The organism is Amycolatopsis sp. NPDC004378, assembly GCF_053602455.1.
This window is the reverse complement of sequence record NZ_JBSGDR010000030.1, coordinates 17,382-39,398: the sequence shown is the minus strand read 5'-3', so window position 1 is coordinate 39,398 and position 22,017 is coordinate 17,382. Positions and strand designations below refer to the sequence as shown.

The 22,017-nt window shown below is 69.6% G+C and carries 24 protein-coding genes; 6 read left to right on the top strand and 18 right to left on the bottom strand.

What is annotated here, in order from left to right; translation table 11 throughout:
* Window positions 1–71: 71 nt before the first annotated feature.
* A complete protein-coding gene (locus tag ACWEN0_RS44650; protein WP_451987359.1) occupies window positions 72–3,383 on the top strand; it encodes a BTAD domain-containing putative transcriptional regulator in 3,312 nt (1,103 codons plus the stop codon).
* On the opposite strand, the gene ACWEN0_RS44645 is transcribed toward ACWEN0_RS44650, so the two are convergent.
* A complete protein-coding gene (locus ACWEN0_RS44645) occupies window positions 3,358–3,900 on the bottom strand; it encodes an RICIN domain-containing protein (protein WP_451987273.1) in 543 nt (180 codons plus the stop codon). The genes ACWEN0_RS44650 and ACWEN0_RS44645 overlap by 26 nt on opposite strands.
* A gap of 31 nt (window positions 3,901–3,931) precedes the next feature.
* On the bottom strand, window positions 3,932–4,897 hold the full coding sequence (locus ACWEN0_RS44640; RefSeq protein ID WP_451987271.1) for a LysR family transcriptional regulator: 966 nt from the start codon (window positions 4,895–4,897) through the stop codon (window positions 3,932–3,934).
* 107 nt (window positions 4,898–5,004) lie between these two features.
* On the opposite strand from ACWEN0_RS44640, the gene ACWEN0_RS44635 reads away from it, so the two are divergent.
* Together ACWEN0_RS44635 and ACWEN0_RS44630 are read left to right on the top strand one after the other, a co-directional pair.
* Window positions 5,005–5,610 carry a dihydrofolate reductase family protein gene (locus ACWEN0_RS44635; protein WP_451987269.1) on the top strand — a complete coding sequence of 202 codons (606 nt, stop codon included), beginning with the start codon at window positions 5,005–5,007 and terminating at the stop codon, window positions 5,608–5,610.
* Between the two features lie 25 nt (window positions 5,611–5,635).
* On the top strand, window positions 5,636–6,193 hold the full coding sequence (locus ACWEN0_RS44630; protein ID WP_451987267.1) for a hypothetical protein: 558 nt from the start codon (window positions 5,636–5,638) through the stop codon (window positions 6,191–6,193).
* A 4-nt stretch (window positions 6,194–6,197) separates the two neighbouring features.
* Here the strand turns inward: ACWEN0_RS44630 and ACWEN0_RS44625 are convergent, their stop codons facing one another.
* The gene (locus tag ACWEN0_RS44625; protein ID WP_451987265.1) at window positions 6,198–7,487 is read right to left on the bottom strand and encodes an IS256 family transposase; all 1,290 of its coding nucleotides are present in this window, start codon (window positions 7,485–7,487) and stop codon (window positions 6,198–6,200) included.
* Between the two features lie 412 nt (window positions 7,488–7,899).
* Between ACWEN0_RS44625 and ACWEN0_RS44620 the strand changes: the two genes are divergently transcribed.
* The gene (locus ACWEN0_RS44620) at window positions 7,900–8,100 is read left to right on the top strand and encodes a hypothetical protein (RefSeq protein WP_451987263.1); all 201 of its coding nucleotides are present in this window, start codon (window positions 7,900–7,902) and stop codon (window positions 8,098–8,100) included.
* Between the two features lie 95 nt (window positions 8,101–8,195).
* Here ACWEN0_RS44620 and ACWEN0_RS44615 read toward each other — a convergent pair whose 3' ends face one another.
* Window positions 8,196–8,618 carry a hypothetical protein gene (locus ACWEN0_RS44615; RefSeq protein WP_451987261.1) on the bottom strand — a complete coding sequence of 141 codons (423 nt, stop codon included), beginning with the start codon at window positions 8,616–8,618 and terminating at the stop codon, window positions 8,196–8,198.
* Window positions 8,619–8,671: 53 nt separating this feature from the next.
* On the bottom strand, window positions 8,672–8,977 hold the full coding sequence (locus ACWEN0_RS44610; protein ID WP_451987259.1) for a hypothetical protein: 306 nt from the start codon (window positions 8,975–8,977) through the stop codon (window positions 8,672–8,674).
* A gap of 125 nt (window positions 8,978–9,102) precedes the next feature.
* On the opposite strand from ACWEN0_RS44610, the gene ACWEN0_RS44605 reads away from it, so the two are divergent.
* Window positions 9,103–9,342, top strand: coding sequence for a three-helix bundle dimerization domain-containing protein (locus ACWEN0_RS44605; protein WP_451987257.1), 240 nt, complete (start codon window positions 9,103–9,105; stop codon window positions 9,340–9,342).
* Window positions 9,343–9,521: 179 nt separating this feature from the next.
* On the opposite strand, the gene ACWEN0_RS44600 is transcribed toward ACWEN0_RS44605, so the two are convergent.
* Window positions 9,522–10,043, bottom strand: a complete 522-nt coding sequence (locus ACWEN0_RS44600; RefSeq protein ID WP_451987255.1) for a hypothetical protein — start codon at window positions 10,041–10,043, stop codon at window positions 9,522–9,524.
* Between the two features lie 1,001 nt (window positions 10,044–11,044).
* Window positions 11,045–12,325: a hypothetical protein gene (locus tag ACWEN0_RS44595; protein ID WP_451987253.1), complete on the bottom strand. Its 1,281-nt coding sequence runs from the start codon at window positions 12,323–12,325 to the stop codon at window positions 11,045–11,047.
* A gap of 316 nt (window positions 12,326–12,641) precedes the next feature.
* Here ACWEN0_RS44595 and ACWEN0_RS44590 point away from each other — a divergent pair, with 316 nt between their 5' ends.
* A complete protein-coding gene (locus tag ACWEN0_RS44590; protein WP_451987251.1) occupies window positions 12,642–13,163 on the top strand; it encodes a DUF6000 family protein in 522 nt (173 codons plus the stop codon).
* Between the two features lie 158 nt (window positions 13,164–13,321).
* Here ACWEN0_RS44590 and ACWEN0_RS44585 read toward each other — a convergent pair whose 3' ends face one another.
* The 11 genes from ACWEN0_RS44585 to ACWEN0_RS44535 form a co-directional block, all read right to left on the bottom strand.
* Window positions 13,322–13,567, bottom strand: a complete 246-nt coding sequence (locus ACWEN0_RS44585) for a hypothetical protein (RefSeq protein WP_451987249.1) — start codon at window positions 13,565–13,567, stop codon at window positions 13,322–13,324.
* A complete protein-coding gene (locus tag ACWEN0_RS44580) occupies window positions 13,488–14,234 on the bottom strand; it encodes a YrhB domain-containing protein (RefSeq protein ID WP_451987247.1) in 747 nt (248 codons plus the stop codon). The genes ACWEN0_RS44585 and ACWEN0_RS44580 overlap by 80 nt, the downstream gene beginning before the upstream one ends.
* 36 nt (window positions 14,235–14,270) lie before the next feature.
* A complete protein-coding gene (locus ACWEN0_RS44575; RefSeq protein WP_451987245.1) occupies window positions 14,271–14,753 on the bottom strand; it encodes a GNAT family N-acetyltransferase in 483 nt (160 codons plus the stop codon).
* 151 nt (window positions 14,754–14,904) lie between these two features.
* Complete coding sequence (locus ACWEN0_RS44570; RefSeq protein ID WP_451987243.1) at window positions 14,905–15,219, bottom strand: hypothetical protein; 315 nt, start codon at window positions 15,217–15,219, stop codon at window positions 14,905–14,907.
* Between the two features lie 205 nt (window positions 15,220–15,424).
* Window positions 15,425–15,901 (bottom strand): (2Fe-2S)-binding protein, encoded by a 477-nt coding sequence (locus tag ACWEN0_RS44565; protein ID WP_451987241.1) that lies wholly within the window; start codon window positions 15,899–15,901, stop codon window positions 15,425–15,427.
* Between the two features lie 9 nt (window positions 15,902–15,910).
* The gene (locus ACWEN0_RS44560) at window positions 15,911–18,241 is read right to left on the bottom strand and encodes a molybdopterin cofactor-binding domain-containing protein (protein WP_451987239.1); all 2,331 of its coding nucleotides are present in this window, start codon (window positions 18,239–18,241) and stop codon (window positions 15,911–15,913) included.
* 151 nt (window positions 18,242–18,392) lie between these two features.
* Window positions 18,393–19,592 carry a PucR family transcriptional regulator gene (locus ACWEN0_RS44555; protein ID WP_451987237.1) on the bottom strand — a complete coding sequence of 400 codons (1,200 nt, stop codon included), beginning with the start codon at window positions 19,590–19,592 and terminating at the stop codon, window positions 18,393–18,395.
* Between the two features lie 97 nt (window positions 19,593–19,689).
* The gene (locus ACWEN0_RS44550) at window positions 19,690–20,277 is read right to left on the bottom strand and encodes a TetR/AcrR family transcriptional regulator (RefSeq protein ID WP_451987235.1); all 588 of its coding nucleotides are present in this window, start codon (window positions 20,275–20,277) and stop codon (window positions 19,690–19,692) included.
* Window positions 20,274–20,714, bottom strand: coding sequence for an LLM class flavin-dependent oxidoreductase (locus ACWEN0_RS44545; protein ID WP_451987233.1), 441 nt, complete (start codon window positions 20,712–20,714; stop codon window positions 20,274–20,276). The genes ACWEN0_RS44550 and ACWEN0_RS44545 overlap by 4 nt, the downstream gene beginning before the upstream one ends.
* A complete protein-coding gene (locus tag ACWEN0_RS44540; protein ID WP_451987231.1) occupies window positions 20,711–21,193 on the bottom strand; it encodes a (2Fe-2S)-binding protein in 483 nt (160 codons plus the stop codon). The genes ACWEN0_RS44545 and ACWEN0_RS44540 overlap by 4 nt, the downstream gene beginning before the upstream one ends.
* On the bottom strand, window positions 21,190–22,008 hold the full coding sequence (locus ACWEN0_RS44535; protein WP_451987229.1) for an FAD binding domain-containing protein: 819 nt from the start codon (window positions 22,006–22,008) through the stop codon (window positions 21,190–21,192). Before ACWEN0_RS44535 ends, ACWEN0_RS44540 begins: the two co-directional genes overlap by 4 nt.
* Window positions 22,009–22,017: the final 9 nt, after the last annotated feature.

Sequence of the window (22,017 nt, the reverse complement as noted above, 5' to 3'; positions counted from 1 at the left end):
CGCGGGCACGCAGCAGCGGTCCTTGCGAGGTGTCGAGGTCGCGCAGCGGCTTCTGGTTGCCTGGCCGCGGGATGACAATGGTACGGAACCCTGAAGTAGTGAAGGGGGTCGGCCAGGTGGGTACCTCGTCCGCTCACGGCACTGCCGGTGTGTTACGGATGCTGCGGTTGCGCGCGGGGTTGAGCCAGCAGGATCTGGCCGCGCGGGCGGGGATGAGCGTACGGGCGGTGCGGTATCTGGAAAGCGGACAGGTCGCCCGCCCACGGGCTGCGTCACTGCACCGGCTGGCCGCGGCGTTGTGCGTCGAGGTCGACACACTGGTCGGCGTGCTGGACACTGCCTCGGGGCCGGTATCGCCGCGTCCGGTGCGGACACAGATCGGCGTACTGGGACCATTGCGGGTCTGGCACGACGATGCCGAGCAGCCCCTCGAAGCCCCGATGCAACGGCTGTTGCTGGGGCTGCTGGCCACGCAGCCCCGTCGCACGGTCGGTGTCGCCGAGATCGTCGACGTGCTGTGGAGCGACAGCCCACCGGCAACCGCGGCTCAATTGGTTCAGACCTATGTTGGCCAGGTGCGCCGTCTGGTGGAACCCGACCGGCGTGACGGTGCTCCGTGGCGGGTGCTGCGCCGGGAGAGCGGCGGTTACCGCCTCGACGCCGACGGCCTGGACTTGGCCGATTGCCTCGATCTGGCGGCCCGGGCCCGGCAAGCATGGACGGACGGCCTCGCCGAACCGGCGTACCAGTGCTACCGCGAGGCGTGGTCGTGCTGGCGCGGCCCGGTGCTGCTCGGTTTGCCATCTCGGTTGCGTGAGCATCCGGCGGTGTCCGCGGTTGCCCGGCTACGGGTCACGATCCTCATCGAATGGGCCGATGTCGCGTTCGCGCTCGGCCAGTACGACGAGCTCGTCGAGCCGTTGCGCATGGTGTGCGACGAGGAACCGCTGCACGAAGGCCTCGCCGCACGCCTGATGCTGGCGCTGGCCGGAGGCGGCCGGCAGTCCGCCGCATTGGCCCTGTTCGAGCGAGTGCGGGAACGCCTCGACGACGACCTCGGCGTGGCACCCGGGACGGAGCTGCGCGCGGCGCATCTGCGAATACTGCGAGGTCAGCTGCGCTCGCCATCGGGTATGACAGACGGCCCCGCAATGGTCGCGAGGCAGCTGCCCACCGAGGTGACGTGCTTTGTCGGCCGGACCGGGCACCTGCGTGAGCTGGACGCGATGCTCGGGCAGCACGGTGCCCGGGGGCCGGCCGTCATGATCGCCGGTATGGGAGGCGTCGGGAAGACAGCGCTGGCCGTGCACTGGGCCTACTCGGTCCGCGACCGGTTCCCCGGTGGCCAGCTCCACCTCGACCTGCGCGGGCACAGCGTCGACCCGCCGCTGCGGCCGCTGGAGGCGCTCGCCCAGCTGCTGCACGGTCTCGGCGTGCCGGCCGAGCGGATCCCCGGGGACGAGCCGCGGGCCGCCGCGCTGTATCGCAGTCAGCTGGCGAGGCGGCCGGTGCTGGTGCTGCTGGACAACGCGGCCGATGCGACACAGGTGCGCCCGCTGCTGCCCGGCGGCGACGGCTCCCTGGCCGTGGTGACCAGCCGAGAGGAGCTGGGCGGCCTGATCGCCCGGGAGGGTGCCCGGCTGGTGCGGCTGGAGGCGCTCGGCGAGGCCGAGTCGCACGCCCTGCTGACCGAAATGCTGGGCGCGCGGCGCACCGACGGTGAACCCGCGGCCGTGGCCGAGCTGACCCGGTTGTGCGCGTACCTGCCGCTCGCGTTACGGATCGCCGCGGCGAACCTGACCACGAGGCCCGGCCACCGGATCGCCGACTACGTGACGCGGCTGGCCCGGGACCCCCTTGCGGCACTGAGCATTCCCGGCGATGCGACCACGGCGATCCGGGCGACGTTCCGGTTGTCGGTCGATGCCTTGTCGGCCGGCGAGCGCCGGATGTTCCGATCGCTCGGCCTGACGGCCGGGCCGGACATCGCCCTCGAGACCCTCGCCGCACTGCTCGGGATGTCGGCCGACGCGGCGCGGCGCAGCATGGACGTGCTCGTCGCGCGGGCGCTGGTCACCGAGCCGAGCCCGGGCCGCTACGTCCTGCACGACTTGTTGCGCTGCTACGCCGCCGAACTGGCCGCCGAAGAGGAGGACCGTGCCGAGCGGGACGCCGCCCTGACGCGGCTGGCCGGGCACTACCGCACCGCCGTCGCCGCCGCGGCCGACATCCTGTACCCGCACCTGCTGCGCATGCCGGATGCGGGCAACGCGGCGCCCACCCGGTTCGCCGGCAAAGACGCCGCACTCACCTGGTTCGAGGCCGAGGCCGCCAACCTGGTCGCCCTCGTCGTCGCACTCAACGCCCAAGGCCACTACACGGAAGCCTGGGAAATCGCGCACCTGAGCAACGGATACTTCCTGCTGCGCATGGACTCGGCCACCTGGCAGTCCCTGGTGACCGCCGCCGCAGTCGCCGCCGAAGCCGCAGGTGGCCCGTTCGAACAGGCCATGGCACACCTGCAGTCGGGCATGGTGATGGCCACGCCAGGCCAGTCGGCGGAGTCGGCGCGGCACAACGCGCGCGCCGCCGAACTCGCGCGCGCCGCCGGCTGGGTCGAATGTGAAGCCGTCGCGCTGAACAACCTCTCCCGCTGCCACTGGACGGCAGGCCGGGTCGAGGACACGATCCACCAGTTGACCGAAGCACTGGTACTGCACCGCAGAGCCGGACGGCAGGCCGGCGAAGCCGTCACGCTGGCGAACCTGGCCGCCGCCTACGCCGAACGCAGCCGCGACGAATCCGGCCTCGCCCGCCGCGCCAGCTTGGTGCACGCGAAAACCTTGCTGGACCAGGCACTGACCCTGCACCGCGCCATCGGCGACCGGCGCAACGAGGCGGAAACCCTGCGTGTCCTGGCGGAGGCACACCGCGACCTGGAGGACCTGGCCCCGGCACACACCCTCAGTGTCCTCGCCCTCGGCATGGCGCAGGACAGCGCCGACACCAGAGCCGAGATCGGCGCCCTGAGCACCCTCGCGACCGTACTGGCACGGCAAGGCAACGCCTCGGAGGCCCTGCGCTACCACGAGCGCGCCCTGCACCTGGCGGAAGCCAAGGACCAGCCGTACCTGCAGGCTCAGGTTCTGCTCGACCAGGCCGATTCACTGCTGCGTCTGGGCAAGCCGGACTCGGCGTTGCTGGCCGTCCAGGACGCGCTGGTGCTCGGCCGGCTGGCCGGCTCCGCGCTGTTCGAGCTGCGTGGCCGCCGCCTGCTGGCCCGGATCCCCTCCGCGGTGAACCCGCACGCGCCGCGCGACACACGGGTCGCGCGGCGCCCGACGAGCGACGGACGTGTCAGGACGACACGGGGGTCTGGATGAAGTTCTGGTTGGGCTGACCGTTGCCGTACCACAGATCCACGTTCGCGCCGGCACCGTAGCTGAAGCCCTGGACGTCGAGGTACAGGCCGTTGCCCTTGTCGCGGTAGCTCGCCGCCGACGAGAACCCTCCGGTGAAGATCTGCCCCTCGTCATTGGCGGTGCAGTTGGTCTGCACCACCGCGTCACCGGCGTTGCCGTCGGTGTCGATGCACAGGCCGCTGTTCTCGTTGCGGATCAGGTAACCCACGAACGTCCCGGCGTTGGACACCGTGTCGAAGAACCACTTCTGCTCGGCCGCACCGTCGTTGTACCACTGGATGATCCGGGTACCCGCCCCGGTCGACCCACCCGCGACAGCGACGTTCAACCCGTCGTACCCGGCCGTGATCCAGTACGCCTGGGTGCCATGCGTGACGTAGTTGGCATCAGCGTGCGCCACACCGCCCCCCAGCGTGACGGCACCCAGCGCGGCCAGCACACCGACCCGGGCGAGCAGTCTCGGCAACCTGATCTTCATGTCTCCTCCTGTGATGCGGCCGGAGGAATTGTCAAGACTTGTGGATGGGCTTGTACCGCTGCTCGCTGGTCATCTCCTTGTCTCGCCGGGTTGTTCGGCGGGATGTGGTTGACGGCGTCGCGGTCGAGGTTGTCGGCGTGGTTGCTTCGGTGAGTGCGGCTAGTACGGCGGTGACGGCGGGCGGGTCGGGTGGGGCGCCGTAGGTGGCGGCGTGGATTCTCCGGTGGAAGCCGGTGAGTTCGGTTGCGTGGATGTCGGGCCGGCGATGGGCGCGCAGCGCGAGCCCCGGCAGCGTGGTCACGCCGATGCCGGCGGCGACGAGGGCTTGCACGACAACCATGTCGTCGCTGTGTGACGCGATGCGGGGCATGAAGCCCTCGTGCCGGCACACCGCGGTCAGCTCGTTCTGGCACCGTTCGCAACCGCCGATCCAGGCGGAGTGGCGATGGTTCGCGAGGCTGTCGCCCGGCCGCTGACTGATCAGGTAGATCGGGTCGTCGGCGATGTGGACCAGGCGGAACTCCTCGTCCTCCACCTGGGTGTCGGCGTGCCGGAAGACGAGGGCGATATCGATCTCGCCGTGGCGCAACAGTTGGAGCGCCTCGACCGGGTGCTGCTCGATCAGGCTCAGCTCGATTCCTGGGTGTTCCCGCGCCAGCGAGGCGACCGCCGTGGGCACGATAGTGCTCAGCGCCGAGGCGTTGGCGGCCAGCCGGACCCGCCCGGCCTGCAGGCCGACCTGTGCCGCGAGTTCGTTGGCCGCGGCGTCGACCCGGCCCACGATCTCGGCGGCCCGGTGGGCCAGCAGCTGCCCTTCCGGCGTCAACCGGACGCCACGGCCGATCCGCTGCAGGAGCCGGACACCGGTGGCCGCCTCCAGGCGGGACAGGTGATGGCTCACCGAGGGCTGGGAGTAGTGCAGCTCCTTTGCCGCTCCGGTCACTGACCCGTGTCGGGCCACAGCGGCCAGGACCTTCAGATGAACCAGGTTCAGCATGCATCAAAGATATCAATGCGTTGCGCGCCGAGTTGGCATTAGACGTCATGCGATGTCTGTTTCATGCTGATGGCAGACAGGAACAGGGCACGACAAGGAGGACGGCAATGCGGGTGATCGGCGACATCACGATCTCGGCGGACGGGTACTCAGCCGGGCTCAACCAGACCGAGGAACGGCCGTTCGGCGACGACGGCGGTGACGGCTGGGGCGACCGGCTGCACGCCTGGTTCGCCGAGACTCCCGACGAGAACCGGGCCGAGATCGACCAGCTGGGCACATACGCGGCGGTCATCATGGGCCGCAACATGTTCGGCCCGGTGCGTGGCGAGTGGGACCGGCAGTGGAACGGCTGGTGGGGCGACAACCCACCGTTCCACGTCCCAGTATTCGTCCTCACCCACCACACACGCGAGCCACAGCCGATGGAGGGCGGCACCACCTACCACTTCGTGACCGACGGCATCGAGTCCGCACTGGCCCAGGCACGCGCCGCGGCCGGCGACGGCATTGTCAGCATCCTGGGCGGCGCGACCACCATCAACCAGTACCTCACCGCCGGTCTGATCGACGAACTGCGCCTGCACATCGCGCCCCTCACGCTCGGCGCCGGGACCCGGATCTTCGATGGCGTCCCGCCGCTGAAGCTTGAACAGGTGACGGCGCGGACGACGAGCCTGGTCACGCACGTGACCTACCGAGTGCTGTCGTGACACACAGGCCTTGACGGAGACGATCATGAACACTCTGCAGAACTTCATCGACGACGTGGATCTCGTGGTCCGCACGACCGACGACCAGCACGAGATCACCAAGCGAGTCGCAGAGCGGTTGTCCGCTCTGCTGGCCAGCGACTACCAGCTCCCTCCCGAGTTCACACGGGCGTCGGAAGAGCACCACGTCAACTACCCGCTCCACATCGCACCCGACGACAGCTGGTGCGTGGCCTCCGTCGTGTGGAACGTCGGTCAATGCACACCCGTGCACGGACACGAGACCTGGGGCGTCGTCGGCATCTACTCGGGTGCCGAACGCGAGTTCCGCTACGTCAAACCCACAGCGGCCGAGCCGGGCAGACCCCTCACACCAGCCGGGGAACAGGTGTGGGAGCGCGGACAAGTCACCGTGTGCTGCACGACCGACGACGACGTCCACGCCGTCGCAGCGGTCGGAAACGTACCCACCATTGGCATTCACGTCTACGGAGCCAACATCGGCACCATCGAACGGCGGTTGTACGACCCGGTGACCGGAGCAGTCCGATGGTTCGTTTCAGGCTGGAACGCCCAGCAGTAGACCTCTAGGCTGCTGTGGGTGAGGTCTGGCCGTCGGGTCGTTCGACGTGCTTGCCGTTGACGAACGTGGCACCAGCGCGGACCAACGCGACGAGATTCGGCGCGTTCACCGCCCGCCACCGCGCCTGTGCCGACTCAATCAGCTTGAACGCCATCGCCAGCCCGGCCGCACGAGATCCTGGCCCCTTGGTGACCTTCGTTCGATGTCGCACGGTGGCGAAGGTCGACTCGATCGGGTTGGTGGTGCGCAGGTGGATCCAGTGCTCGGCGGGGTAGTCGTAGAACGCCAGCCGCTCCTCGGCGTCGTCGGTGATCTTGGCGGCAGCCTTGGGGAATTTCGCGCCGTAGGCGGCGTCGAACGCCTTGACCGCCTCCAGGGCGTGCCGGCGGTCTTCGGCGTTCCAGATCTGCGCGAGGGCCTTCTTCGCCCCGGGATGGGCGGACTTGGGCAGCGCGGCGAGTACGTTGGCGATCTTGTGGAACCAGCATCGTTGCTCCCTGGTTTCGGGAAACACCTCGCGCAACGCGCTCCAGAACCCGAGCGCGCCGTCGCCGGCGGCCAGCACCGGGGCACGCATCCCGCGGCGCTTGGCATCGCGCAGCAAGTCCGCCCAGGACTCGGCCGATTCGCGGTACCCGTCGGCCAGGGCGACGAGCTCCTTGCGCCCGTCGGCACGCACGCCGATCATCACCAGCAGGCACAGTTTCGCCTCTTCCAGACGGATGTTGACGTGGATCCCGTCCGCCCACAGATACACGAAGTCCACAGTGGACAGATCGCGCTCGCAGAAGGCACGCTGCTCGGCACGCCAGTGCTCGGTCAGCTTCGTGATCGCCGGGCCGGACAGGCCCTTCGCCGACCCGAGGAACTGGCCGAGCGCGGGCACGAAGTCGCCCGAGGACAGGCCGTGCAAGTACAACAGCGGCAGCACCTCCGTGATCTTCGGAGTCTTGCGCGCCCACGGCGGCAAGATCGCCGAGGAGAAGCGTTGCCGCTGCCCGGTATCTGGGTCGATGCGCTTGTCGTTGACCCGCGGCGCGGTCACCTCGACCGCGCCCGCACTGGTCAGCACCTCACGGGGCTCATGACAGCCGTTACGCACCACCAGCCGACGCCCATGCTCGTCACGCTCACCGGCGAACCGCGCGATATAGCTCTCGACTTCGGCCTGCAACGCCTCGGCCAACATCCGCCGGGCACCCTCACGCACCAGCTCATCGATCACCGACGACGCGGACGAGCCACCCGCCGAACCGTCTCCACCAGCAGCAGGATCAGGGACTACGCTCAGCATCGGGTCGTACCTTCCCGGCCGACGTTGGCGCGTCGACCATGCTTGGAAACCTCACTGGTCACCGGGAAGGTACGCCCCCTCCCAGCCCATCCACAGGTTTCAAGCATTGCTCATGCGGCCGGGGTTGTCGGCCGTGACACAAACCTAAGAAGCGCGACCACGACATCCGCCCCACTGCCGCTGCAGTCCCGTTCCCGCAGGTCGCGACGGGTGACCGGCAACAACCGGCAAGACCGACCGGCAGGAGGCCGTTCGGGACCGTCCCGGCGCAGCCATGTGTCGTATCGATCGAGGCGTGACCAAGCGGCCGCGCGGCGACGAGCACCGCTTGATTGCCGTGCATATCGCTCACGGAAACTCGGATGATGGACGATCACCGACGAAACTGTTGTTATGTAAGCCAAATACGCACATGGGCCGGAGTGCTTCGCCCACGGCGCACACCGACCACGCCCACGGCCTCCAGCCGGTGCGGTTCCTCGCCGAAGGCCGCGACCCGTCCCCGCAGGGCATCCTCGGTGCCCGGCGGCCGACGCCATTCACCGGCGGCTGGAGACGCTTCTGGACCCAGCAGCACGGCGACAACGTGCTCTGGGAAATCACCCGGCGCTAGGCCGACCTGCGCGGCGGGCCCTGCCCGCCGCGCAGCCGGTGTGCCACCGGGGCGTGTGACTCCCGAACGGTCATGCGGCGCGCCGCATTACCCGGTCAGTGCGGCCGAAGCGCCGCGAGATAGGCCGCGACCCGGATCCTCAGGTCACGAACGTCGGGCATCGCGACCGAGAAGCACGGAACCGCGCGATACCCCGCCGTCGGACCGGCATGCCCGGCCGGCCCGGCGAAGTAGACGAAACCGTCCTCGCCGTCCCGGTGCGGCGCACCCCAAACCGGAAACCGGCCGCCCGGCTCCCGCCCACGCCAGTACGCCGGCACCTTCATCACCTCGCCCAGAGTCGCACACAGCCCCGGCAACGACGCGTCCAGCGCTCCCAGGCCGCGGCCCGGCCACACCCGCGGCAGCTCACTCGCCGCAGTCAGGTCTTCGGTGGGCGGACTGAACCGGAAAATCACCTCGGCAGCACGGATTTCGGCAGTCCACCGCCCTATCTGACGAGTGCCGGCGATGATCATCGCCCGATTATCACCCGGCGCGGCGCGCTCGGCGATCCAGGACCAGGCTCGATTCAGCGCTCGTCGGCATCCCACGAACGTCCCGCCACCAGGTTGCTCACCCACCGCAACGCGACCACGCACATCTCGGCCTCGCTCCCCCGGCGATGGACGCGGACCTCGTCGCCCCGCCACAGCATCAGCGCGGTCAAGCCATCGGACGTCGGGGTCAGGCCGATGGTCCAGCGCCGGCCGTCGGCATAAACGACCCGCTCAGCGGTGACCCACCGGCCCCGCGCGCCCGCCACCGTCCACGCCGACAGCCGGGCCAATTCGGCAACCGAGCTCACCGCGAGTGACGCACGCGAAGTTCCGTCCATGCGACCACTCTCGCATAGCGGAATAACCCCAGGAAGAACACGTGTCGTTCACCTCGCGTTCACTCTATAGTGGCTTGAGCAGGGCAATCACTTGCGACGGCGCAGTCAGCAGGGAAGGGTCCGCGATGAACAACCCGAACCTGGACACCTTGGCCTCCGAACAGCTCGACACCCACCTCGAACAGGTGGAGGACCGCCTTAGCCGCGACTACTCCAGCGTGCCCAGGCCCCGGCTGCACGACCTGGTCAGCAGCGAGCGCGCCCGCTTCAACGACGCCCGCGTACACGCATTCGTCCCCATCCTGGTCGAACGAGCCGTCCGCACGACCCTGACCACACCACCGGGCAAGCACCAGCGCACCTAGACCAGCACGGAGCATCCGGACAAACACGACACCACCGGCCACGGGATTCGCCGAACGTCGCTACACCGCCCCCGGCGCTGCGGACGAACGTCGCCCGGTCGAACCCAGCCGCCGATTGCGGTGTCCTGCGCCAGCTCGCGCAGCACGAACTGGGCCACACAGCCGACGAGAGCCGAACCTCACGACGGAGGAGCAAGTCTCCGGCAGAGATCGATCGGGAACTTCGGCTCGACGGCCAGGATCTCGGCGCAGCCGCCGCCCTGCGCCCAGGCGAAACTCGCCCAGTCGCTTCCCGTCCAGCGGTAGATGGCACGGCTCACGGGCCGGCCACGGTGCCGCAGGTCGTGGATCAGCCAGTTCTGGTCGCACGCCCGCGTGGTGCCCGGGAACTCGGCCTCCACCCGGAACTCCAACTGCGCGATCCACGCCCGGTCACAATGGTCGGCGGGCGGCTGGCAGCCGAGGAACTTGTCACACTTCTTCCAGCCGCCGGACACCAGTCCCCAGGTGTCCTGGTCGTTGACGACCACCCGCCGCGTCCCGATCGGAGCCGACGTCTTCATCGGGAAGTCGGCCGAGGTCCACTGGCAGCCCGAGTTGTCCGTGGTCCGGTACAGGACTGCGGCGTCGATCCGGTCGGCGGTTTCGGTGACCTGGGTGCGCGATCCGACAGCACAGGCGGACAGGCCGACGTGCAGCACCGCACTGTGGTCATCCGGACCCGCCCGGACGTCGGTGACCGTCGCAGTGAATTCCGCCGGAGGCGCCGACACGGGCGGCGGGGCCGGCACGGTCTGCGACGTGGTTTCCGGTGCGGCGGTACTTCGATACGGGATGTTCAGTGCCAATAACAGCCAGAACGCAAACCCACCGACGGCCAGCGCCCCAAAAGTCCACAACACAGGCCTGACGAACCTTGACATCGAAGTCCCCCCTCAACGCTGCCCGCCGAAGCCTACCCCGCCCCCGAACCGCGGCACGCGATCATCACGAACGAGCGGGCGTTAGAGTCGGTTGGTGGACGATGCTTCACACTGCGGACGACGTTCTTGGTCGCGAGGGCGACCGAATCCCGCGGTTGCCTCGAGCCGGGCGACTGGCCGGACGTCGCAGTCAGCCTACTGCTGGAAGGCAACGACGATCCCGAGATCGCCGAACTGGCCGGCCTGAGCCGACGAGCCAGCGGCTGGGACACCAACGCACCGCTGGCCGCCGCGTACGACCGACACACGATCTCGGTGCCCGACCCGGAGACGGCAGTGGACCTCGTCGCCCGGTCACCGCGGCGACCTCCGTGCCCAGCCGGCCGCGGTGACCGGGCCGATGACCCGCCTGCCGGCCCGGCTCGCACCCCCCGGACTTCGAACCGAACCTAGCCAGTCGATGCTTCGCCGAGGAGGAGTACCTCGACTGCGGCTGCGGCGAGGACGACCTTGGTTTCGAGGCCGAACTGCAGTCGATGCCGACGCTGAGGCTACCGAGGCCCGTCGTGCAGGCACTACGTTCGACTCTCCCCGCGGTCCAGCCCCCCTCCCGGACATCACGGTCACTGATCGCACGCGAGGTCCGGCCTGACAAGGGGGGACGCGGCGACGCACTCACATGCCGATGGGTGAATGCTGACGACTTGGCCCTCGTCATGGTGTTTACCTCCAGCGAGCAGACCCACCTGGCGGGAGGTCGCGACCGGTGCAGCGAGCGCTTACGCCAAGGCGAGGCGATCGGCGGCGGCCTCACGCACGTCCGTGTTCTCGATGGGAGAATCACGCAGCCGGCCAAGCCATCGGCGGACCTCCCCGGTGAGCGGCGCATGTCGCGCGGCCACCACCCGGACATCGGCCTCGCAGTCTGCGAGCGCATCAGGCAGCTGCTGGCGCGTGGTGTCAGGATCCAGAGCCAGTAACGCATTCACATAGGCGGCCCGTTCGTAGGAGTGTGGACTTTGGTACCACAGCGAACGAAGCCTCGGCGCGGCCTCGGTGACACCCAAGCGCGCGAATCCGCGAGCGAGGGCGTCATAGCCACACCATTCGTCTTTGTCGCTGTCCAACCGGCCGAGGGCGTCCAGCAGTGCGGGAACGTCGGCAGCGTCCCCGTGTTCGGTAAGCTCCACCACCGCTCTCCACCACAGTGGATGGGCCGGATTCCGGGCCCATTGGCGAGCAAGCCTCACGGTCTGCGGGCCCAGTTTCGTGAGCGCGTGGACCAATCCGATTGTCCGGACGTCCGGGCGGGCGGCCAACTGGTCGGCGACGTCGAGCAACCGCCGTTCCGGATCGCGGTGCCGCGCGAAATCGTGCAGCACGGCCGAGAGCGTTTCGGGGGGAGTATCCGGGCCAGCGAGCAGGCTGAGCAACTCGGCGACCGGAGCGCCACGATAGGGCAGACTCGGGCACCGCCAGGCAACCGACGGTTGGGCACGCTGGAGCAGAGCGTCGATCCGGCGGTCGCGGCCGGCCCACCTCGACCACGGATCTTGACCGAGGAAGACATCCTCCGGCGAGGCGTTCCCCGCACGGCCGGCAACGATCGGAGCGAGGTCCTCCCACCATTCGCCAGGCCAGGTGCCGGCGACGGCCTGCAGGACCTCGACCCAACGTTCACCCTCACCGACGTACTGGCGCAAAGCGTCTACTGCCGCGGCGACGGGTGTCCGGGCAAGGGTAGCCAGCAGGTCGACGCTCTGACCGAACCGGTTGCCGTCGTACCCGGAGCTTCGCCCGGTGCGCCAGAGTTGTTCGACGATGGGGTCGATGGACAACTCGGCGTCGAGGACCAGCCGGGCGAGATAGACCGTCCGCTCGTCGACCTGCCGGTCCCACCGGTAGTCCCGGCGCACGCAGTCCATTACGAGTTCTGGTGCGACCCGGTGAGTCGCCACCCAGGCGCCGGCCGCACCACAGCCACGTTGCAGAGCGCCCTGCAACGTCTTGGCCGACGCGTAGTACCAGCTGTCGTTCCCAGTGTCCGTGTCGTCGGTCATCGTCCGACAGTGTGAGTCGGTGCACCTCTCGTGGCCAGCGGATAACGCATTCTCATGCCGCCGGTCGCGCACTCCGACCGGCGCCAGATGCCGGTTCGTCGTGTCTCCTCGACGAACTGCCCCTACCGCCCTCAGCCGGAAGCGCCGGCACCCGGAAACCGCTGGCAGAACCTCGACAGCACCGGCACGATACATCCATGCACCGCCCCGATAACGCCCCCGCGCTGGCGGAACTGATCCCGCGCTACGTCACGCCGGGACGGCGTTACCTTCGACTCGGCGGAGGACTTTACGGCCCGAGGCCACCGACCGCGCCGTGTTCCTCCGGGACCTGGCCGAGGCGGCCAGGCAAATCACCGACACAGAACTCGAGGTGCTCCTGGATGACGGCGGATGGCGCGAACGCAAGACCGCCGCGTGGTTCATCGCCGTGACCGACCGGAGCCAGTTTCGCGACATGCTCGGCTCCCTTCTCCTCGCCAGCGAAGGCCCCAAGGCCGGCAGGGCGTACTGCATGGCCCTGACCTGCCTTGGCACCGAAGCCGACGCAGCCCACCTCATCGCCTATCTCGACCGATATCTGCTCCGGCCCGACCTCAACTACGACCAGCCCGAGGCCCTGGGTGCACTCTTGTGCCTCGACGAGGCACTCGGCGCCGGCCACACCACACGCTTCATCGAACCCCACGGTCACTGGTGGCAATTCTGCGCCGCGCTACCCGCCGGGGCCTGGGTGCCCTCCCTGCAGGACGCACAGCGGTCCATCCACCAAATGTGCGCACTCGCAAAGGAAAGCGCGCTCACCAGATCATTCGACGGACGTAACGACCGCCGCTGACCTCGACTACCGCCAGACGGACACGACTGGACTGGCAGTCCAACATCCGCTCATGCCGACGAGCGGATGGCCCCGAGGCGACCCAGATTATCGAGGGCTGCACCGGGTGACGTCCGACGAGTACCCCGGCGCCTGGCTGATGCTCTGCCGGGAACTCGTCAACGTCCTTCTCGGTCGATCGAGTGCAAAGCCTCCAACGGCGTACGGCCCGTCGCCTCGGCCAGGGCCGTGACAGCCGCTGCCGCCAGCGCAGTCAGATTGAGAGCAGCCAGCACCGCGTCCTCTCGGGAGGCGGCATCGGTGATGTTGTAGACATCCGCATCCTCATCGGCAAGGTAGGCTGCTACACCGTCGACCGCGGCGCGGCGCGTGGCCGCCCGCTTCCTTCGTTCGCTGCTCGACACTCTGCCAGTATCCTCGCCGACGTCCGCACACGCCGCTGACCGCACAGCCATGCAGCGGTCGCCTCACTGATGCGTGGCCGGTCTGCCGAGCACCCACCCACGCCGGTTGGACCCGCGCACAAGGCAGGATCCGGCGGTCATGGCTCCGGGTTCGGGCCCGACAGGCGCCGCCACACCCGGCGCCTGACCGCGGTTGCGGTAAGAGTGCGCGTAGGTGCTCGGGAACCGGCACCCCGGCTGCGGCAGCCTCGACGTACGCCTTGGCGCCCTGCGCTCCGAGATTGGGTGCGGACGCGCGCACAAGCCGGAGTGCGTCAAGGCGCCGACCGGAACCGAGCAGCTCAGTGATCCGAGACCGCAGGGGGTCATCGCGTTCGAGGCCGCGAACCTGCTCGAGGTAGTCCTCGATCCACTCACCGCCTTCTCGATCAGCGGTCGCATGCACCGTGTGCAGGCTGCCGTCCACCCCATCGACCAGGAAAGGCCCGTGGCCCACCACCATGTCCATGAACTCGCGGGTGCGCACATAGCGCTCGCTTTGGCTGAAGATCAGCCAGCCAAGCCGGTGTGGACTGACATCCATGACCACCATTCTCGGGTGACCCTGCGTCGGCCACTCGGCCAGATGTCGCTCCACGACCTGAACGGCCCACGCCTTCGACACCATGGCAAGAGGGTAGCGGGGATCATCGTAGCGGCGTGCCTACTGTTGCTGGTCGAGAACCTTGCCCATGACGACGTTGGTCTCGATGTAGCCGAGCTTCCCGTAAAGCGATCGGGCGACCGAGTTGTTGCCGAACACCTGGAGCCGCACGGTTTTCAGACCGACGGAGCGGACCTCTTCCTCCATCGCCCGCATGAGCGCTTCACCATGCCCCTGGCCACGCAGGTCTGTCTCGACCTTGATGTCGTAGAGGTAGGCGACCCGGTCGGCGCCGTGGGGACGTTCGGCGAACCAGATCATGCCGATCTCCTGGTCGCCATGCCGCGCGATGTAGAGGTGATGGCCGGGTGTGGCCACGCCCTCGGGCAAGAGCTCGGCGTACTCGTCGACGGCGCGCTGTCGCGCCCCATCGGCCGGCCAGCTCTTCGCCGAAACATGAGCCTCGGCATAGGCCGGCACCGCGTCTCGGTGGTATGCCGCGTATTCCTCGCTGGTCATCGGATCGAGCCGGACCTCTGCCATGGCCACCCTTCTTCTCGCGCTGCAGGCCGCGTACACCCTATCGGTGCCCTCGTGCCAGGCGATCCTCGCCGGGAAAGCCGTACGCATGCTCATGCCGACGAGCGTGCGTTCAGCGTTCACTGTGGACCGGCGGCGCACCGGCAACCTCAGGTCAGGTGGTCTCCTGGTGCTCGGAGCCTGTGTCGACGTGGCGGTCCAGGTATTCCTCGGGAGACAACGGGCTGTCACGGAGCAGCGAAAACACCTCGCTCCCCGAGGCGAGCTCCACCAGCCCGGTCTCGTACCCCTGGGCCAGTCCGAGATAGGTGGCCCCCATCGCCTCCGCGTACTCGCGGGCTTCCGCCTCGGCGGCGGCGAGCGCGCCCTCCATGTCCGCCGCCCGCCATACCGTGAGCCGTTCCTCGTACGGGCGGCGGTCGGGTTCGTTCCACTGGAAGACACACCGCACCGCGAACCATTCGTGCATCACGGCCCCGTTCCTCGCTCACCCCGAACCACCGCTCGGTGGGTATCCCTACTGTAGCGGTCGTCGAGGGCGAAAGCGGCGCCCGTGTGGCCGACGGATGCCGCGGGGGAACCGGACTCCCGGGCCGGTGGGTGATCAGATGTGCCAGGCCCTGCGGATCGCCCGAATCCCAACCCGGCGACTGTCCATCAGGGACAGCCCACGGTCACATGTGCTCGGCGCCGGCCTTGATCGCCTCGCGGATCCGCGCGTAGGTGCCACAGCGGCAGATGTTGCGGATCTCGTCGAGGTCGGCGTCGGAGATCTCCCGGCCCGCGGCCCGCGCTTGCCGGACCTTCGCCACGGCGGCCATGATCTGCCCCGGCTGGCAGTAGCCGCACTGGGCGACGTCGAGCTGGAGCCAGGCTTCCTGCATCGGGTGCAGGTCCTTGCCGACGGTGGCGGGCAGCCCCTCGATCGTGGTGATCTCGTCGGAGTCCTTGATGTCGGCGACGCGCACCGAACACGGGTTGAACGCCTTGCCGTTGATGTGGCAGGTGCAGGCCTTGCAGACGTCGAGCCCGCAGCCGTACTTCGGGCCGGTGATCCCGAGCAGGTCGCGCAGGACCCACAGCAGCCGGACGTCGTCCTCGGCGTCGACCGTGACCACCTGGCCGTTGACCTTCAGGGTGTGTTGCGGCACAACGTGCTCCTAGTAGGCGTAGTCGAGGCCGTCGGTCGGCGACGGCGGCGTGGACGGCTGCACCGGCAACGGCTCGAAGCTCAGCGTGCCGTGGTTGATCGGGAACGAGGTCGGCATCTTGCCGACCGCGCGGGCGTAGGCGCACGCGACCGCGGCGAACGACGGCGCCACCGCGAGCTCGCCCGCACCGCTCGGGCTGTCCGACGTGTTGGGCATGACGATCACGTCGGTCTCCGGCGGGGTGTTCCACTCCCGGGTGTAGAAGTAGTTGTCCCAGCTGCCTTCCAGCGGGATCCCGTCCTTGACGTGGATGCTGGAGGTCAGGCACATCGCGATGCCGTCGTTGAGCCCGCCGATCATCTGCGCCTCGAGGCCGCGCGGGTTGATCGCGAACCCGGGGTCGACGACCACGAGCGCCTTGGTCACGCGCGGGCCGGTGACCGCGTCCCGGATCTTGCGGTTGACCGTCTCCGGCCGGCAGTCGATCTCCACCAGCACCGCGACCGCGCCGCGGTACTCCGAGTGCAGCGCGATGCCCTGCGCGGTGCCGGCGGGCATCGCGCGGCCCCAGTTCCCGGCCTGCACGGCCTTGTCGAGAACGGCACGCAACCGGTCGTCCCGCAGGAACTCGCGGCGGAAGGCGACGGGGTCCTTGCCGAACTTCTTCGCCAGCTGGTCGACGACCAGCTCTTCGGCGGTCACCACGTTCGGCGAGTAGATGTTGCGCATGCTGCCGGTGTTGAACTTCAGCGGGATCTCGTTGAGCAGCTGGGTCGTGACCCCGAAGTTGTACGGCGAGGACTGGCTCAGCAGGAAGATCGACTCGGCGAAGCTCAGGTTCCCGCCGACCGGCAGCCTCGACGCGAAGGCGGTCAACATCTCGCCGAGGCCGTGGCTGAACTCGGTCTCGACGCTCGTGTGCCGCTGCTCGAAGCTGACCACGTTGCCCAGCAGGTAGGTCGCCCGCACCCGGGACACGCACATCGGGTGGATGCGGCCCTGGCGGAAGTCGTCGGTGCGCGACCACATCAGTTTGACCGGCTTGCCCATCTTCTGCGACGCCTCGGCCGCTTCGGCCGCCGCGTCGTGGAACAGGTGCCGGCCGAACGACCCGCCGCCCTGGGTGACGTGCACCTTCACCGCGTCCTGCGGCAGCCCCAGCTGCTTGGCGATGTCCTCCTGCGCCACGATCGGCACCTTCAGGCACGACCAGATCTCCGCCCGGTCCGGCCGGACGTCGGCGATCGCGGCGCCGGTCTCCAGCGGGCTGTTGCTCGCGGCGGCGAAGGTGAACTCGGCGTCGATGTACTGGTCGAGCAGGCCGGGCACGGTCATCGGCAGCTGCGCGGCCTTGAGCTTCTCGAGCACGGTCGCGTCGGACTCACCGTCCACTGTGCCCGGGCCCCAGGTCACCTTCAGCGCGCGGATCGCGTCGATGCACTGGCCGAAGGTCCGGCCACGCACCGCGACGCCGTGGGAAATGGCGGCGACATCGGTGATCCCGGGCATCGCCTTGACCTCGGCCGCGTTGAGGATCGTCCGCGGGGTCCCGTTGATCGTGGGCGGCCGGGCGACCATCGTCGGCAGCGCGTTCGGCACGGCGATGTCGAGGGTGAACTGCTTGGTCCCGGTGACCGCCGCGTGGGCGTCGAGCCGGTTCTGCGGGGTCCCCAGCACCGTGAACTCCGAGCGCGGCTTCAGCGTCGCGACCACGCTGATCGTCGTCGCGGACGCGGCGGCCTTCGCGAGGGAACCGTAGCTCGCCGTGCGTCCGCCGGAGCCGCGCACGAACCCACCCGACGTCGTCAGCTGCGACGCCGGTACCCCCCACTGGGCGGCGGCCGCGGCCAGCAGCCGCTGCCGGGCGATCGCCGACGCCGTCCGGACCGGGGTGTAGATGCTGCGCATCGAGTTGGAGCCGCCGGTGAGCTGGTTCATCAGCAGCTCGGGCCGGGCGTCGGCCAAGGTGACGTCGATCTTGTCCAGCGGCAGGTCGAGCTCTTCGGCGATCATCATCGCCACGGCGGTGGTCATGCCCTGACCGACCTCCGCGCGCGGTACCGCGAAAGCGGCCCGGCCGTCGGCGCCGACCTGCACGGTGATCAGGCCCGAGGTCGGCAGCGCGGCAAGGTTCTGCAGGTCGCCGAGGTCGAAGATGTCCTCCGGCTGCGGCAGCGTCGGGATCGCGGCGTCGGCCTCCCCCGGCGCGAACTCCGCGACGCCGACCTGCGCGGCGACGGCCAAGGTGGGCGCGGCGAGCACGAAGCCGAGGAAGCGACGACGGGCGAACGCGCGGGACTCGGGCGCGGGTGGCTGCCCGGCGGGGACGTGGTGGGCCATCAGCAGCTGAGTCCTCTCGAACTACGGTGTCGGAGAAGCGCGGCCCTGAGCACCGCCGCCGGATTTTTGCACGGATCACACCGCCGGATGAAGTACCTGACTGCCTACATTTGGCCTAGTGCCGTTGGGCACTTTGCACAATGGGTGGTCGTCACGGCACTCGCGGTGGCGGCAGGAACGGCAGCGCGCGAGCGACCAACGCCAGCTCCAGGGGCAGATCGCCGCCGGTCAGCCGGTGTTCGATCAACCCTTCGATCCGGTGGATCCGGTTGAGCACCGTGTTGCGGTGGCAGTGCAGAGCCAGCGCCGACCGGGTCGCCGAACCACCGGTGCGCACCCACGTCGACAGCGTCTCCAGCAACGGACCGCGTTCGTCGCCACCCAGATCCAGCAGGCCCCGCAGCCAGTCCTGCAGCAGCGAGTCCGTCAGTTCGGGCGAGCTGAGCAGCAGAGCCTCGGGCAGCCGTTCGGCCAGGCACACCACGTCCACCCGGCCCGGCGGGACGGTCCGCATCGCGAGGACGGCCTGGCGGTAAGCCGTGTGCACCGCGGCCAAGCCGTCGACGACCAGCGACACCCCCGCCGGCACGGCCAGCACCGCGCCGACGGCCGCGACGACGTCCGGCACGGCGCGGCGGGGCAGCGACACCAGGCCGACGAGCACGTCGGCCCGCGACTGCCACGCCGAAGTGGAGCCGAGCTTCTCGAGCGCGGCACCCAGCGGCTCGGCGTCCCCGGGCCCCGCCGCGGCGACGACCACGTACGGGCCCGAAACCGGCAGCCGCAGCGTGCGGCCGGCCTCGTAGGCGAACCCGGCGTCGGCCGCCCGCCCTTGCAGCAGGCCCTCCCACAACGACGCGCGCCGCTGCTCGTCGGCGCGCACGAAACTGCGCTCAGCCGTGTGGTAGGCGAACGCGACCTGGGCCGACGTCGCGTCCACGACCTCCCAGACGCGGGTCGCGAGGTCGAGCATCGCGTCGTCGGGCAGGCGCCCGGTGGCCCGGGCCTGCTCGGTCAGCGCCTGCCAGACCAGCCGGCCGCCGATCCGGAACGAGCGCAGGACGTCGTCGAGGGGCAACTGCTGCTCCGCCCGGCGGCGGCCCGTCGTCCGGGCGGCGTCGTAGAAGTCGTCCTCCGCCGCGCCCTGTCCGACGAGCTGAAGCACGCGTCGCAGGTTGTCGTGGCACGACTGCCACAAGTCGTCGCGGGGCACCACGTCGATCACCCGGTAGCCCGGGTTCTGGTCCCCGATCGCGACCACCAGGGCGTCGGTCAGTTCGTCGAGCTCACCCAGCAAGCTGGCCGCCAGCGACGACGCCGTTTCACTGTCGTCCTTCCGCGTCCCGAGCATCAGCACCACCACCTCGTCGTAGCTCCACCGGCGGGATTCGGCGCCGGTCGCCGCAGGGATGGGAACAGCAGGCTCGGCAGACAGCCGGAGCAGCTGGTCAGGACATCTCCGCGCCCGCGATGCTCAGAGCGTAACCGCCGTACTGTTCCGCGATGTCGGCCGCGGACAGCTCCCCGTCGTCGCGGAACCACCGGGCGATGCTCACGCACATCTCCCGGATCGCGAACGAGGCCAGCGCCGGCGAATCGACCCGGAAGACTCCCGCCGCGGCCCCTGAGGCGATGATCGCGCGGAAAGCGTGCTCGTGCTCGCGGCGCCGGCTCTGCAGGCGGCCGCGGTGCGGCTCGTCGAGCGAATCCGTGTCGCGGTTGACCACCAGGGCCTCACGGCGGTGGGTCGCGTGCCGGTACGCGTAGACCCGGGTGGCCTCGCGCAGCCGCGTCTCCCAGCCGCCGTCGGCGGTCGCGTGGTGGAACTCCTCGAGCACGGTCGCCGTGGTTTCGTCCACGATCGCGCGCAGCAGATCCTGTTTGGACCGCATGTGGTTGTACAGGCTCGGGGTGCGGATGCCGAGGCGACCGGCGATCTGGCTCAGCGCGGTGCCGTGGAACCCGCGCTCGGCGAAGAGGGTCAAGGCGACGTCGAGCACCACGCTCTCGCTCACGACCGGGCGGAGGTCGGTCACGGCTTCACCGCGGCGAGCCAGGCGGACGCCTCGTCCACGGTCCGAAGCCGGTTCGTCAACGGTGTCACGACGTCGTCGGCGTCCGCCACGAGCACCGGAAGCCCCGGCACCCGGGCACGCACCTCTTCGATCACCCTTTCGGCCGCGACCAGGTCACTGTAGGGGCCGTCGTCGGGCGAAAACGGGCCCACGCCGAGGACGAACCGGCCATCGCTGAGGTAGTCGAGGGTTTCGGCGGCGTCCGCCACGAGCGCCGCGTCGCGGGAGGTGGTCAGGCAGCAGATGCGGACCCGCCTGGTCAGGACGGCCACGGCGGCGCAGGACGTGAAGTCCTCTTCGAGGTAGATCGTGTCGCAGCCCGCTTCGTCGAGTAGTTCGCAGGTCCGCCGCAGCTCGGCGGCGGGCCGGTCGCGCAGCCGCAGCACGACGCGGGTCACGCCGGCTCCGGACCGGTGGCCAGCTCGTTCGCCGCGGCCTCGACGGCGTCGACGATGCCCGCGTAGCCGGTGCAGCGGCAGATGTTGCCCGACAGCTCTTCGCGGATCCGGGCCCGGCACGGCCGCTCCTCGCGGTTGAGCAGGTCGAGCGCGGACATCAACATGCCCGGGGTGCAGAAGCCGCACTGCAGCCCGTGGTGGGCCGAGAAGGCTTCCTGCAGCGGGTGCAGGGTGCCGTCCGGCCCGGCCATGCCCTCGATCGTGGTGACCGACGAGCCTTCCGCCTGGACGGCGAACATGAGGCACGCGCGCACCGGCTCGCCGTCGACCAGTACCGTGCACGCGCCGCAGACTCCGTGCTCGCAGCCGACGTGGGTGCCGGTGAGCCCGAGGTCCTCGCGAAGAGCGTCGGCCAGGGTGCGCCGCGGTTCGACGTCGACGTCGTGGCGATCGCCGTTGACGGTGAATTCGACCTTCATGCTGCGACACGCTCCTTGTCCTGGACGAGGGCACGGCGGACGAACTCCGCGGTCATCGCACGCCGGTAATCGGCCGAGGCGTGGATGTCGGAGCTCGGTGACGTGGCGGCCGCGGCCGCCGCGGCGACCTGCTCCACGGGCGCGCCCGCGTCGAGCAGCTGTTCGGCTTCCCCGACGCGCAGCGGGACGCTGCCGACCCCGCCGACCGCGATCCGCCAGTGCCCGCCGACCTCGGCGGCGGCGACCGTGACGAGTCCGAAGTCGCCGTGCCGGCGGGAGAACTCCGCGAACCCCCACCGCTGGGGCAGCGGCATGTCGACGGCCGTGACCATCTCGTCCTCGGCGAGCGTGGTTTCGAGGGCGCCGGTGCAGAACTCCGCCGCGGAGCTCGTGCGGGTGCCGCGCGGGCCGGCGATGTGGATGGTGGCTTCCAGCGCCGCGGCGACCACCGGCAGCTCGGCGGCGGGGTCGGCGTGGGCGATGCTGCCGCCGCTCGTGCCCCGGGAGCGGATCGCCGTGTGCCCGATCCACCGGGCGGCCTCGGCCAGCATCGGGTGCCCGGTCTGCTCGACCAGGCGGGCGTGGCGGACCAGTGCGCCGATCCGGATGGCACCGTCGACGGGCACGATCGTGGACAGGCCGGGAATCCGGTTGATGTCCACGAGCACGTGGGGCCGGGCCATGCGCAGCGCCAGCACGGGCGCGAGGCTCTGCCCGCCGGCGATGATCTTGCCGTCGCCGGCCGCGTCGGCCAAGGCCTGCACGGCGTCCCGGACGCTGGTGGCCCGGTGGTAGTCGAACAGTGCGGGTTTCATGACGGACCT